At 63.3% G+C, this 13,560-nt stretch carries 13 protein-coding genes; 2 read left to right on the forward strand and 11 right to left on the reverse strand.

The window, feature by feature from the left end:
- Positions 1 to 72: 72 nt before the first annotated feature.
- The 5 genes from SJI00_RS06430 to SJI00_RS06450 form a co-directional block, all read right to left on the reverse strand.
- On the reverse strand, positions 73 to 750 hold the full coding sequence (locus SJI00_RS06430) for a NuoB/complex I 20 kDa subunit family protein (protein ID WP_312934297.1): 678 nt from the start codon (positions 748 to 750) through the stop codon (positions 73 to 75).
- Positions 751 to 760: 10 nt separating this feature from the next.
- Entirely contained in the window at positions 761 to 1,174 is a 414-nt protein-coding gene (locus SJI00_RS06435; RefSeq protein ID WP_322460894.1) for an NADH-quinone oxidoreductase subunit A, read from the reverse strand.
- Between the two features lie 653 nt (positions 1,175 to 1,827).
- On the reverse strand, positions 1,828 to 3,153 hold the full coding sequence (gene aceA, locus SJI00_RS06440) for an isocitrate lyase (RefSeq protein WP_322460895.1): 1,326 nt from the start codon (positions 3,151 to 3,153) through the stop codon (positions 1,828 to 1,830).
- Between the two features lie 23 nt (positions 3,154 to 3,176).
- A complete protein-coding gene (locus SJI00_RS06445) occupies positions 3,177 to 3,437 on the reverse strand; it encodes a hypothetical protein (RefSeq protein WP_322460896.1) in 261 nt (86 codons plus the stop codon).
- Between the two features lie 195 nt (positions 3,438 to 3,632).
- Complete coding sequence (locus tag SJI00_RS06450) at positions 3,633 to 4,394, reverse strand: secretin GspD/PilQ domain-containing protein (RefSeq protein WP_322460897.1); 762 nt, start codon at positions 4,392 to 4,394, stop codon at positions 3,633 to 3,635.
- A gap of 177 nt (positions 4,395 to 4,571) precedes the next feature.
- On the opposite strand from SJI00_RS06450, the gene SJI00_RS06455 reads away from it, so the two are divergent.
- Entirely contained in the window at positions 4,572 to 6,014 is a 1,443-nt protein-coding gene (locus tag SJI00_RS06455; RefSeq protein ID WP_322460898.1) for a SulP family inorganic anion transporter, read from the forward strand.
- Positions 6,015 to 6,123: 109 nt separating this feature from the next.
- On the opposite strand, the gene SJI00_RS06460 is transcribed toward SJI00_RS06455, so the two are convergent.
- On the reverse strand, positions 6,124 to 6,552 hold the full coding sequence (locus SJI00_RS06460) for a hypothetical protein (protein WP_322460899.1): 429 nt from the start codon (positions 6,550 to 6,552) through the stop codon (positions 6,124 to 6,126).
- 149 nt (positions 6,553 to 6,701) lie between these two features.
- Between SJI00_RS06460 and SJI00_RS06465 the strand changes: the two genes are divergently transcribed.
- Positions 6,702 to 6,998: a hypothetical protein gene (locus SJI00_RS06465; protein WP_322460900.1), complete on the forward strand. Its 297-nt coding sequence runs from the start codon at positions 6,702 to 6,704 to the stop codon at positions 6,996 to 6,998.
- Between the two features lie 3 nt (positions 6,999 to 7,001).
- Here the strand turns inward: SJI00_RS06465 and SJI00_RS06470 are convergent, their stop codons facing one another.
- The 5 genes from SJI00_RS06470 to SJI00_RS06490 form a co-directional block, all read right to left on the reverse strand.
- The gene (locus tag SJI00_RS06470) at positions 7,002 to 8,252 is read right to left on the reverse strand and encodes a 2-aminoadipate transaminase (protein WP_322460901.1); all 1,251 of its coding nucleotides are present in this window, start codon (positions 8,250 to 8,252) and stop codon (positions 7,002 to 7,004) included.
- Between the two features lie 117 nt (positions 8,253 to 8,369).
- Complete coding sequence (gcvA, locus tag SJI00_RS06475) at positions 8,370 to 9,266, reverse strand: transcriptional regulator GcvA (RefSeq protein ID WP_322460902.1); 897 nt, start codon at positions 9,264 to 9,266, stop codon at positions 8,370 to 8,372.
- A gap of 316 nt (positions 9,267 to 9,582) precedes the next feature.
- Positions 9,583 to 11,553 carry a DNA topoisomerase III gene (locus SJI00_RS06480; RefSeq protein WP_322460903.1) on the reverse strand — a complete coding sequence of 657 codons (1,971 nt, stop codon included), beginning with the start codon at positions 11,551 to 11,553 and terminating at the stop codon, positions 9,583 to 9,585.
- Between the two features lie 386 nt (positions 11,554 to 11,939).
- Positions 11,940 to 12,368, reverse strand: coding sequence for a GNAT family N-acetyltransferase (locus SJI00_RS06485; RefSeq protein ID WP_322460904.1), 429 nt, complete (start codon positions 12,366 to 12,368; stop codon positions 11,940 to 11,942).
- Positions 12,361 to 13,527: a ribosomal protein uL16 3-hydroxylase gene (locus SJI00_RS06490; protein ID WP_322460905.1), complete on the reverse strand. Its 1,167-nt coding sequence runs from the start codon at positions 13,525 to 13,527 to the stop codon at positions 12,361 to 12,363. The genes SJI00_RS06485 and SJI00_RS06490 overlap by 8 nt, the downstream gene beginning before the upstream one ends.
- Positions 13,528 to 13,560: the final 33 nt, after the last annotated feature.

The raw sequence follows: 13,560 nt of genomic DNA on the forward strand, positions 1-13,560 counted from the left end.
GGTCGCTTTCGGTCAACGTAGAGAATGAAGCCAGGCCGCCGGCTCCAGATGAGCGGGCGGCAGGTCGCTGGATCAGACTTCGTCGGGGCTGCGCAGGTTGGTTACCGCGATACGCTGTTCGCGGCGCAGGTCTTTCTGCGCCGGCATCTCGGCACGGTAGATACCCTGATCGCCCACGACCCAGGACAGCGGGCGTCGCTCCTGGCCAATCGATTCCTGCAGCAGCATCAAGCCTTGCAGGAACGCTTCGGGGCGAGGCGGGCAGCCTGGCACATAGACGTCCACGGGGAGGAACTTGTCGACCCCCTGAACGACCGAGTAGATGTCGTACATGCCGCCGGAGTTGGCGCACGAACCCATGGAGATCACCCACTTGGGTTCGAGCATCTGCTCATAGAGACGCTGAATGATCGGCGCCATCTTGATGAAGCAGGTACCGGCGATGACCATGAAGTCGGCCTGACGCGGCGATGCCCGGATCACTTCCGCGCCAAAGCGGGCGATGTCGTGGGGCGCCGTGAAGGCCGTGGTCATTTCCACGTAGCAGCAGGACAGGCCGAAGTTGTACGGCCAGAGTGAGTTCTTGCGACCCCAGTTGACGGCGCCACGCAGCACATCTTCGAGTTTCCCCATGTAGATGTTCTTGTGGACCTGATCCTCTAGCAGCTGATCGGTGACGGTTTCCCGTTCGCCGACCGGATACTGCTCGTTGGGTGCGTCTGGATCGATCTTGGTGAGCGTGTATTGCATTGCCAAAGCCTCATTGTTTCAGCTTCGCTTGCCGCTTGTGGCGTGCTTGCGGTGCCCAGTCAAGAGCCCCCACGCGCCATAGGTAGACAAGACCTGCCAACAGAATTGCTATGAAAACGAGTGCTTCGACGAACCCGGTCCAGCCGCTTTCGCGGACGGACACAGACCAGGCAAAGAGAAAGAGGGCTTCGATATCGAAGATCACGAACAGCATCGCGACCAGATAGAATTTGGCCGACAGGCGCAGGCGCGCGCCGCCGGTGGGCAACATGCCGGATTCGAACGGTTCGTTCTTGGCGCGGCCCCAGGCTTTGCTGCCCAGCAGGCTCGACAGGCCGAGCATGAACGCGCACAAACCGACGACACCGAGAAGGAAGATGGCCAAGCCCCAGTTGTGGGCGATCAGTCCTGTCGAATCGGGCATGCTGAATTCCTTATACAGAGCTCAGGCTCTGCAAACTGAAAATGATGTGAGCGGCGACGTGGTGTCGCAGGAGCAGTGACGAAATGTCGCAGCTGGAGCAATCGCGCTGATTTTATGGGTAAACCCTATGCAAGTAAATTTACTGTGGCAAATTTATTCGTAGGATTAAGAACAAAAAACCCTCGTAACAGGCTGTACGCCTTGAGTTTCGGGGTTTAGCCCTGTTCTGGATAATTATCTTTCTTGGTAGTTGTAATGAATTTACAGTGTGTAATGATAATTAATAGCATCTAAGTAAAGCCCGATTAATTTGCTTGGTCATTGCTTCTCCAAGTTGGCTTTATTCACTGCGCGCGGCATGCGTGCAAAAAACCGCTGTTCTACACATAAAAGCGTAGTGGGTGCCGCGCTGGGTCAATGAATGGGCGATCAGGCATCGATCGACTCGCGCAGGGGGTGCAATGGCGCCAAGGCGTGAGCGGGACAAAGGCAGCCCTTGCCGGGTCGTTGTTCGCCAAGCATAGCTGCTATCAGCCACTCTGCCCGCGCAGGCGCCGATCAAGGCCGACCGTCGACTGCGGTCGTGCAGGGTGTCGGGCCAATGAAAAGCCCGGAACGCTTTCGCGGTCCGGGCTTTTTCGTCACCGCTGCAGTCAGTGGAACTGCTCTTCCTCGGTAGAGCCGGTCAGCGCAGTGACCGACGAAGCGCCGCCCTGGATCACGGTTGTCACGTCATCGAAATAGCCCGTGCCCACTTCCTGCTGGTGCGCCACGAAGGTGTAGCCCTTGCTGGCGTCGGCGAATTCCTGCTCCTGCAGCTTCACGTAGGCGGTCATGTCGTTGCGGGCGTAGTCATGGGCCAGGTTGAACATGCCGTGCCACATGTTGTGGATGCCGGCCAGGGTGATGAACTGGTGTTTGTAGCCCATGGCCGACAGCTCGCGCTGGAACTTGGCGATGGTCGCGTCGTCGAGGTTCTTTTTCCAGTTGAACGATGGCGAGCAGTTGTACGACAGCAATTGATCCGGGTATTCCTGCTTGATCGCTTCGGCGAAGCGGCGTGCTTCGTCCAGATCCGGCTTGGCGGTTTCGCACCAGATCAGGTCGGAGTAGGGCGCATAGGCAAGGCCGCGGGCAATGGCCTGGTCCAGGCCCGCGCGCACTTTATAGAAGCCCTCGCGGGTGCGCTCGCCGATCACGAACGGTTGGTCGTACGGGTCGCAGTCGCTGGTCAGCAGGTCGGCGGCGTTGGCATCGGTGCGTGCCAGGATGATGGTCGGCACGCCTGCAACGTCGGCGGCCAGTCGCGCGGCTACCAGCTTTTGCACAGCTTCCTGGGTCGGTACCAGCACCTTGCCGCCCATATGGCCGCATTTCTTCACTGAGGCCAGTTGGTCTTCGAAGTGCACGCCAGCGGCGCCCGCTTCGATCATGTTCTTCATCAGCTCATAGGCGTTGAGCACGCCGCCAAAACCTGCCTCGGCATCGGCCACGATCGGCGCGAAGTAGTCGATGTAGCCGTCGTCGCCTGGATTCTTGCCGGCTTTCCACTGGATCTGGTCGGCGCGGCGGAACGAGTTGTTGATGCGCTTGACCACCGTGGGCACCGAGTCGACGGGGTACAGCGACTGGTCGGGGTACATGGATTCGGCGGAGTTGTTGTCGGCGGCCACCTGCCAGCCCGACAGGTAGATTGCCTGAATCCCGGCCTTGACCTGCTGCACGGCCTGGCCGCCGGTGAGGGCGCCCATGCAGTTGACGAAGTCTTTGTCGGGGCGGAAAGAGGGGTGCGCGCCCTGGGTGACCAGTGTCCAGAGTTTCTCGGCGCCGGCTCGGGCCAGGGTGTGCTCAGGCTGCAGCGAGCCACGCAGGCGGACGACATCGGCGGCGGTGTAGGTACGGGTCACGCCTTTCCAGCGCGGGTTCTCGGCCCAGTCTTTCTCGAGGGCTGCAATTTGCTGTTCGCGTGTCAGTGCCATGGGAAAAAACCTCGTCGCATCAGTCATGTGAAATAGGTGCTGGGCTCGGCACGCGCTTCAGGGGCAGGGCAACTGCCACGTTCGAGGCATTGTGCTGACCAGAACGGATGTTCGCAGGACGCGGTGCAGGTGGGCTGAACACGTTGGGCAGGTTGGCTCGTGGATGCCGTGCTGCGGTCGCACTGTTCGGTGCCGGTGGCTGCGGTGATGCGCTTGCGTCCTTCGAAGACCTTCTCCAATGCAGTCACAATCCCGTCGAACCGCCTTGTGGGCTGGATGGACACGCAGCGTCTCCGGGGTGGCGGAGCTGCGAAGGCCCTGTGCAGGGCCCCTGATGAGCGGGAGCGGGGCCATCATGCCTAGCGCAAAAACACCCTGTCAACGACTTTGTAGTGGTTTTTATTAAGCACTACATCTTTGGTCTAATACGACTTGCCGGTCAGTTTCGGGGCCTTTGGTCGTGCTTTTCGGTGTCACGGTCATTCCACCAGATCGACCTTGACCCGGACTGTCATGTTTTCCCCGCGCTGAGTGCTGTAGGTGACCTGCGAATCGCTTTGATCGGCCCGACTCTGCTGATCGAAACCCGCCAGCGTGATCCACTCGCCGAGGTTGCCGGTGAGTGTCGTGTCGCTGCTTTGTACCTTCACTACATCAGCCTGTTCGGGGCTGATGCGGTCATGATTGTTGCTGATTTGCAGATGAACCGTGTTGCCGCTGATGCTCGGCGTGACATAGAAGCCTTGGGTGACGTTACGGTACTGCGTGTTGCTCTGCACACGGCCGTAGCTGTCGGTCGCGCTGCTGGTGATGGGGATGCTCTGGCCCACTTGAATCAGCGCCGGCTGCCCCTCGCTGGCGCGGATCTGCTGCAGCCCGCCTTCGCGATTGCTGGTGCCGTACTGGATCACCCGGCTGTTGCCCCGGTTGTCCTGGTAGTTGCTGTCGCTGTTGTCGACGCTGATCAGCAGGCGCTTGGGCGCGGTGTCGAGCTGTTGCAGCAGGGCGCGCAGTTCGTCGATGCGATTTTGCGGGGCGTTGACCACCAGTTTGTCTTCAAACGCATTGACCGAGCCGTCGGTGCCGATGAACGCCTGGGCCGTGGGCAGCAGTTGCGCGCTGGTACGGTGCTGCAAGGGCACCACTTCGGTGGCAGCCTGGCAGGTCAGGCTGCTGGCCAGGAGCAGGGTCGCGAGGCAGGTTCTTCGCAGCATGGGGCCGATCTCCGGAGGTAGATCCATGCATGATGGCAAACTAAACGACGGCGCGCCTGCCCCTGTTGCGCTTGTCGTCAGAGCGGCGGCAACGGTGGTCGATGGCTGACAAATTCCGTAACATTGCGCCCCTTTCTTCTGCTTGCGCTACGGTCACTCGCCTGATCGCCCGCTGTCGCATACCCGCCTTGCCACAGGAACTCCATGAAACCCGCCCGACTTCGCGCCGACCTCTTGGCCGGCCTTACCACCGCATTCGCCTTGGTGCCTGAGTGCATCGCCTTCGCCCTGGTGGCGCACCTCAACCCGCTCATGGGCCTGTACGGCGCCTTCATCATCTGCACGCTGACCGCGCTGTTGGGCGGTCGCCCCGGCATGATTTCCGGCGCGGCCGGGTCCATGGCGGTGGTGATCGTGGCGCTGGTGGTACAGCACGGTGTCGAGTATCTGCTGGCCACGGTGCTGCTGGGTGGCGCCTTGATGGTGCTGTTCGGCGTGTTGCGCCTGGGCAAGTTGATCCGTCTGGTGCCTTACCCGGTGATGCTGGGCTTCGTCAACGGCCTGGCGATCGTCATCGCCATGGCTCAGCTGGAACACTTCAAGGAAGGGGGGCAGTGGCTGGGCGGCGCGTCGCTGTACGTGATGGTGGGCCTGGTGGCCCTGACCATGCTGGTGGTCTACGTGCTGCCCAGGCTGACCAAGGTTGTGCCCCCGGCGCTGGTGGCGATTCTCGGCGTGGGCCTGCTGGTGTTCTTCCTCGACCTGCCCACCCGCACCCTGGGTGATATGGCGCAGATCGCCGGTGGCCTGCCGGCGCTGGCCTTGCCACAGGTGCCGTGGAGCCTGGAGACCCTGCAGATCATCGCGCCCTACGCCTTGCTGATGGCCATGGTCGGCCTGCTGGAAACCCTGCTGACGCTCAACCTCACCGACGAGATCACCGAAAGCCGCGGCTTCCCAGACCGCGAGTGTGTGGCCCTGGGCGCGGCCAACATGGCTTCAGGGTTGTTCGGCGGCATGGGCGGCTGCGCGATGATCGGTCAGACCGTGATCAACCTCAGTTCCGGTGGCCGCGGGCGGCTGTCGGGGGTGGTGGCGGGCGTGATGATCCTGCTGTTCGTGCTGTTCCTCTCGCCGTTGATCGAGCGTATTCCGCTGGCGGCATTGGTGGGCGTGATGTTCGTGGTGGCGCAGCAGACCTTCGCCTGGGCCTCGCTGCGAGTGCTGCACAAGGTGCCGGCCAGCGACATGCTGGCCATCGTGGCGGTCACTGTGGTGACGGTGCTCACCGACCTGGCGGCAGCGGTGCTGTTCGGCATCGTCATCGCGGCGATCAACTTCGCCTGGCAGCATGCCCGCGAGCTGTATGCCGAGGGCCGCATCGATGCCGAGGGCCATAAGCACTATCAGGCTCACGGCACGCTGTTCTTCGCCTCGACTGCGCCGTTTCTCAACCAGTTCGATCCGGCCGGCGATCCGGCTCAAGTCACGCTCGACTGCCAGCACCTGAGTTTTGTCGATTACTCCGCCGTGGCAGCACTGCAGACTTTGCGTGAGCGGTATGCCAAAGCGGGCAAGCACCTGCGTGTGGTGCACCTGTCGGAGCGCTGCAAGAAGTTGCTGCACCGTGCTGGCGGGCAGCACTGAAGGGGCGCCAAGCGCCGCGCCGGAGTTGCCCAGGCCAGGGGGCAAGGTCTCCACGGGCGTTCATGCTGCGTTGAACACCACCTGGGCGTGAGGGCTGTGTGGGTCTGGTCTAGTCGGCCAGGGCCAGCAGGTGCCACTGGCCGTCTTCCTCATGGGCCAGCCCGCTGGCGCCGAGCAGTGTGACCAGGCGTTCGTGCAGGTGGGGTTCGATGAAGGTCTTGAGCTTGTCCAGGTTCAGCACGCCCAGCGTCTGTAGATCTTCCTGGGTGTACGACAGCCAGGCTTTCTTCAGCCGCAGCAGCACCTCGCTGGCCGAGGTGCTGGCAAAGCGCCGATGGCTGAGACTGCCGTCGAAGGTAAAGGTGTGCAGGTGGCTGTAGTCGAGCTGCTCGCCGCCGCTTTCGATGCAGCGGTAGCAGTTGCATGGGCCCTCGCCGAAGGCGCTGCGCAGGTAGCCGTTGAATTCCACCACGGGCTTCAGCATCAGGCGTTTGTCGACATCGAACAGGTCGGCGGTCATGGGTTGGTCGGCGCTCACTCGGGTGTCCTCATGGGTGGGGCGTAGATCGGCGGGCACCGTACCAGATCGCAGCAGGCGAGACCATCGGCGGGCTAGAGACAACCGCACCGCGCTGCCGTACCCTACGCGCCCTGTAGCGCTTCCCCATTGCCATTGAGGTCGACCCGTTGAGCACCTACCCCTACAACGCCACTATCACCGTCAGCACCGAAAACTACGCCGGTGATGTCGAAGCCTCGGAAAATCCCAATGTGCGGATCGGCCTGGAAGCGGTCACCGAGACCTTGAAGAAAGTGCATTTCGTCAACACTCTGGCAGCCCCGGAAACGCCGACGCACATTTGCGTGACCCTGGAAAACGGCCTTGCCTACTACGGCCCGATCGTCAATGGCCATGCCGAGCTCGAAGGCGGCTGGATCGCTTTCGAGTGCGACATGCTGACCCCCGAAGAGCTGGGCCTGTAAGGGCTAGACCAGTGCGGCCAGGCAGTCCTCGAGCACATCCAGACCCTCTTCGAGAATCGCCGGCTCGATCGTCAGCGGCGCCAGCAGGCGGACGATGTGCCGGGCCTTGCCGCTGGGCATCAACAACAGGCCCTTGGCGCGGGCGGCGTCGAGCAGTTGAGCCAGTTGTGCGGTCGCAGGGCTGCCGTCGAGGTTGATCAGTTCGATACCGCGCATCGCGCCGACACCGGTCAGCCGGCCCAGATACGGGGTCAGGCGGGTGGCCTGCCAGCGCTGGTAGCGGTTCTGGATCGCCTGCGCCTGGCGCTCGCCCCAGCTCGACAGGTTTTCATCGGTCATCTGTTCCAGGCTGGCCAGTGCCGCCGCACAGGCAATCGGGTTGCCTGAATAGGTGCCACCCAAGCCGCCTTTGGGCAGCGCCGACATCACCTCGCGCCGGCCGACCACCGCGCCCAGTGGCATGCCCCCGGCCAAGCTCTTGGCGAGCAGCAGCAGGTCGGGCTCGATGCCCAGGCGGCTAAAGCCGAAACGCTGGCCGGTACGGCCAAAGCCCGACTGAATCTCGTCTGCGATGATCAGGATGCCGTGACTGTCACACAAGCGCCGCAGCGCCTGGGCAAAGGTCGGGTCCATGGCGAGAAAGCCGCCTTCCCCCTGGACCGGCTCCAGAATGAACGCCGCAACGTCCTCCACGGCAAGCTCCACACTGAACAACCGCTCCAGCGCCTTCAAGCCTTCTTCGCAGGTAACGCCCGTGTCTGCGCTGGGGTAGGGCAGGTGGTACACCGGCCCTGGCAGCTCGCCGACGCGCTGCTTGTACGGCGCCACTTTGCCGTTGAGGTTGAGGGTGGCCAGGGTGCGCCCGTGGAAGGCGCCGTCGAAGGCGATGATGGCGCGCTTGCCGGTGGCGCCACGCACCACTTTCAGTGCGTTCTCCGCCGCTTCCGCGCCGCTGTTGGTGAGCATGCCTGCCAGCGGGTAGCTCACCGGAACGAACTGGCTGAGGCGTTCCATGACCTGCACATACGGTGCGTGCGGCGCGGCATTGAAGGCGTAATGAGTGAGGCGTGTGGCCTGCTCGCGGATCGCCTCGACCACGGCCGGGTTGCAGTGCCCCAGATTGAGCACGCCAATGCCGCCGACGAAATCGATGTAGCGCTTGCCTTCGCTGTCCCAGACTTCGGCATTGCGGCCGTGGGACAGCATGATCGGGTGAACGATGGAAATGGATTGGCTGATAGTGTCCGGGTTCATCTGTGCGCACGCCTGGGTTCGAATTTGACGTTATCGAAGCGCGTCGGCAAGCCTGCGCGCAAACGAATTATCCGATTGCGGTCATTCCCCCCAGGCATGACCCAGGCACGTCGACGATCAGCACTCCGCTGCCAGCCGCTCGCCGATCCACTCGACGAATGCGCGCACCTTGGGCACTTGTGCGGCGTGCTCGGCATGGGCCATGAAGTGCCGACCGTTGCTCGGTACGGGATGGTCCCAGGCCACCACCAGCTTGCCCTCGGCCAGTTCTTCGGCCACCAGATAGCGCGGAATCAGGGCGATGCCGCAGCCGGCGATGGCGGCGCGGATGCACAGGTAGAAGGTGTCGAAGCGGAGGCCGTGGTAGCTGTTCTGGCTGTGCAGGCCCAGGCCCAGGAACCACTCGTGCCAGGCTTCTGGGCGCGACGCACACTGCAGCAAGCGGTGCTCGGTGAGCGCGCTGGCGCTGTCGAAGCGGTGGCTGTTGAGCAAGGTTGGGGCGCACACCGGCACCACGGTTTCACTGAACAGCTCGAGGCAGGTGGCACCCGGCCAGGTGCCCTGGCCGAAGAAGAAGGCAATGTCGGCCTTGGCCTGCACCAGGTCGAACGGCTCCAGTTCGTTGCGCACATCCAGGTTGATACGCGGGTACTGATCGGCAAATCCCTGCAGGCGCGGCACCAGCCAACGCGCGCCGAAGGTCGGCTGGGTGGCGATGCGCAGCACTTCGGTTTCGTCGCCGTAACTGAGGATGTAGCGGCTGGACATGTCGATCTGGGTGAGGATCTTGTTCACCTCGGTCAGGTACAGCGCGCCGGCTGGAGTCAGGTGCAAACGCCTACGAATACGCTCGAACAGCGGATGGGAAAGCATGTCCTCAAGCTGCGCGACTTGCTTGCTGACGGCGCTCTGGGTCAGGTGCAGCTCCTGTGCTGCGCGCGTGAAACTCAAGTGGCGTGCAGCGGCTTCAAAGCACTGCAAGGCAGTGGTCGAGGGCATCAGGCGTTTGGACATAGCGAATACGTACCGAACAGAAAAGGGAAATTTCATTCTTGCAGGGAATGATGTGCCGCAAAAAGGTCGGTTGTCGGCCTGGGCGGCGTAGATTAATACTGATCTGCGTCAGTAATGGCAAGTTGCTAAGTGGTTGCAGCCGGGTGGGTGCGGTAGGAGTGGCTGTCAGCGCGTTGTTGTCGAGGGCATGCCGGCGCGTCGTCGCTCGAAGGTTGCCAGGCACTGCTGCGTCGACTCGCAGGTCGGCGGGCCGTTACTCGCAAGGATCATCCTAGGTCGGTAGCGTTTTGACGCGATTTGACTGAGGGCATCGCGCTCAGCCGACTGCCTTCTTTCTACGCTGCCGCGGCGTGGTGGGTTTGTCGGTTTTCCCTGAGGTGGTGCCCTTGGCTTTGCTAGCGGCGCGTTTTTTCTTCCAGGGCGGGCTCTTGCCGGCAGGCCCCTGCGGCGGGCCGCTGATGACCATGCGCAAGCCCGCGCAACGCTGCACCAGCTTGGTCATCCACGCCGATTGGCGGGTCACGAATGCTTCAAGGGTCATTTCGCCGCTCTGCACCATGTCCAGCGCCTGCTCCCAGATGGCCGTGGTGCCGGGGTCGGCAATGGCACGTGGGACTGCATCGATCAGGCCGAACGCCGCAGGCGTGGCCGCCAGCGCCTTGCCTTGTTTGCTCAGGTAGCCGCGGTCAAGCAGGCCCTGGATGATGCTGGCACGGGTGGCCTCTGTGCCGATGCCGGTGGTGTCCTTGAGTTTCTGCTTGAGCAGCGGGTCATCGACCAGCTTGGCGACGTTCTTCATGGCCTTGATCAGGTCGCCCTCGGTGAGAGGCTTGGGTGGCTGGGTCCACAAGTCCTTGAGCTGCACTTTTTCCACGGTGCACCCCTGGCCCTGGCGCAATGCCGGCAGTATTTGCGCAGGTACCGGTTCGCGGCCCTTGCCTGGCGTCAGCGCCTCGGGCAGCGCGCGGCGCCAGCCGGGCTCGACGATCTGCTTGCCCACGGCGCGCAGCGCATGGCCGGCGCAGTCGAAGTCGGCCTGGGTGCGGTCGTACTCGTGGTGCGGCAGAAATTGCGCCAGGTAGCGGGCGCGGATCAGTGTGTAGACAGCCTTGTGCTTGGCCGCAAGGCGCGCAGGGTCGCTGGCTGCAGCGGTCGGGATGATACCGTGGTGAGCGGTAACGTTGCTGTCATTCCAGGCCCGCGAGCGGCGCGTGGCATCCAGGTACGGCTGCAGCGGGGCCAGGCCCGCATCGGCGCGCTGCAGGGCCGCAAGAATGGCTCCCGCCTCGCTGTGCTGGCTCAACGGCAGATAGCCGCAATCGCTGCGTGGGTAGGTGATGAGCTTGTGGGTTTCGTAGAGCGCCTGGGCGATGTCGAGGGTTTCCTGGGCGCCGAGGCCGAGTTTCTTCGAGCACAGCTCCTGCAAGGTGCCGAGGTCGAAGGGCAGGGGCGCAGCTTCACGCACACGCTCGGTCACGACCTTGCTGACATGGGCCACGCCTGCGGCTTGCATGGCGGCAGCGGCGGCCTGGGCGAGGCCCTCTTGCAGGCAGCGACCTTGCTCGTCGCAGGTTGCCTCAGGCGCGCGCCATTGCGCGGTGAATGACTGCCCGGCATGGCCCAGCTGTACCTCGATGGCCCAGAACGGCACCGGTACGAACTGCGCGATGCTCCGGTCGCGGTCCACGACCAGGCGCAATGTGGGCGTTTGCACTCGGCCTACGGGCAGCACGCCTTGGTAGCCGGACTGCCGGCCGAGCAGGGTGAACAGACGGCTCATGTTCATGCCGATCAGCCAGTCGGCCCGCGAGCGACCGAGTGCCGAGTGATACAGGTTGAAGGTGTCTTGGCCCGGTAAGAGGCGACCCAGCGCTTTACGGATGGACGCGTCGTCCAGCGCCGACAGCCACAAGCGTTGGACGGGGCCGCGGTAGCGGCAATGCTCGACCAGTTCGCGGGCGATCATTTCCCCCTCGCGGTCCGCGTCGGTGGCAATCACCAGTTCGCGGGCTTCACCGAGCAGGCGTTTGACCACTTTGAACTGGCTGGCGGTCTTGGGTTTGACCAGCATTTTCCAGGTGTCGGGGATGATTGGCAGGTCGTCCAGTACCCAGCGCTTGTAGCGCGCGTCATAGCTGTCGGGCGGGGCCGTTTCCAAGAGGTGGCCAATGCACCAGGTGACGCACACGTCACTGCCTTGCCAGCAGCCCTCGCCGCGCCGGTTGGCGCCGAGGACCTTGGCGATATCTTTGGCCTGGGAGGGTTTTTCGCAGAGAAACAGGCGCATGGCGGGTAACGCTTCATCAGACAATCATGGACACTAGGATGCGCAAGCCAGCGCGCGCAGGCAAGGTTTATCTGGATGGATGTACAGGATTCTATGTCTGCAAGGCAGCGTTTGGAGAGGCGGCCTGTGAATCTGAAGGGTAGCCGGGCCGGCAGCGTGTGCGAGCAGCAGGCGCGCGACTGCCGTGGTCAAGGTCGGGGTATGGCGCCTGGCAGGCAAGCTTGCGCGCCGCGCACTGCAGTGGTGCTGGGTCTGGGGTGCACGGCCTGCAGGCGCAGGCGCGCTCGCAAAGACCGCTCGGGCGGCGCGGCTCATTCCGTGAACCGCGTCATCCTTACCGGCTTGCACGCGAGCTGGCGCTTGAACAGCGCCCGCTCGCGCACTTTTCAGACGTCGCCGTTGCGCACCATGTCCACGTGCGGGATGCCCACTTCGAGAAACTCCTCACTCACCACGTGAAAACCCAGTCGCTCGTAGAACGGCGTGGCATGCACCTGGGCGCTGAGCTTCTGTGGAACCAGTTGACGCACGTGGGCCTCGGCGATCACCGCCTGCATCAGGGCGTCACCGACCTTCAGCCCGCGCCAGTCCTTGAGCACCGATACCCGGCCGATGGTGCCGTCGCCCAGCAGGCGCGCGGTGCCGATCGGGTAGTCGCCTTCGAGCGCCAGAAAATGCACCGCGCTCTGGTCGTCGGCGTCCCATTCCTGCTCCGGTGGCACCTGTTGCTCGGCGACGAACACTGCGTCGCGGATGCGACGGATGTCGGCGTTGTCCTGCTGCCAGTCGGCCAGGCGCACACGGATCTTATTCATTGGCAAATCCCAGGCTGCCCTGTTTGACCAGCTGGCTGAGCAGCAGCACGGCTTCCTCGTCCTCAAGCCACTGGCCGAGGTTGTCGGTGTGCAGTGCGTCGGCCGCGCAGATCAGCTTGAGCAGTTCGCGCAGGTGGCCGGAGAGCAGGCGGCTCTGGCCGCTGGCGAACAGCACCAGATCGGCGTCCATTTCCGACCAGGCCATGCGTGCGCTCGGGTTGCGAATCAGCAGGGCACCTTGTGCCAGCGCGTCGAGCAGGTCGGCGTCGCTCAGCTCTTCGCCGGCCACTTGCTCGGGGTAGCGTGGCTCGGTCATGAATTGGCCGAACCAGGTCAACAGCAGACGCTCGTCGCCCATGTGCTCGGCCAGCAGGGCCTTGAGGCGGTCGAGCGCGTCGTGCTGGATCTGGTGCGGGTCGCTGACCGGCTGGGCGTCGGCATCGCTGTAACGCTCTTCATCCGGCAGGAACTGGCTGAGGAAGTCGGTGAAATGGGTCAGCACTTCGGCCGCGCTTGGGGCGCGGAAGCCGACCGAGTAGGTCAGGCAGGCATCTTCGGCCACGCCGTAGTGGGCCAGGCGCGGCGGCAGGTAAAGCATGTCGCCTGGCTGCAGAACCATCTCTTCGGACTGCTCGAAATCGGCCAGGATGCGCAGGTCGGCGTGGTCGAGCAGCGCGCTGTCGCTGTCGCACATCTGCCCGAGCTTCCAGTTGCGCTTGCCGTGGCCTTGCAGCAGGAACACATCGTAGTTGTCGAAGTGTGGGCCGACGCTGCCGCCGGGGGCCGCATAGCTGATCATCACGTCATCGATGCGCCAGCTGGGCAGGAAGCGGAAATGCTCCAGCAGCTCGGCCACTTCCGGCACGAACTGGTCCACGGCCTGGACCAGCAGGGTCCAGTCACGCTCAGGCAGGTTGGCGAAGGCGTCCTCGGCGAAGGGGCCGCGGCGCAGTTCCCAAGGGCGCTCGCCGTGCTCGAGCACCAGGCGCGATTCGACTTCTTCTTCCAGTGCCAGACCGGCCAGCTCGTCAGGTTCGATCGGGCTCTCGAAGTCGCTGAAGGCCTGACGTACCAGCAGAGGTTTCTTCTGCCAGTAGTCGCGCAGGAATTCACGAGCCGTCAGGCCGCCCAGCAGCTGCAGTGGAGTATCAGGATTCATGTTCAACCTATTGAAAGAAAGAGATTTTCGTTC

This window comes from Pseudomonas gebzensis, from assembly GCF_034427815.1.
GTDB lineage: Bacteria > Pseudomonadota > Gammaproteobacteria > Pseudomonadales > Pseudomonadaceae > Aquipseudomonas.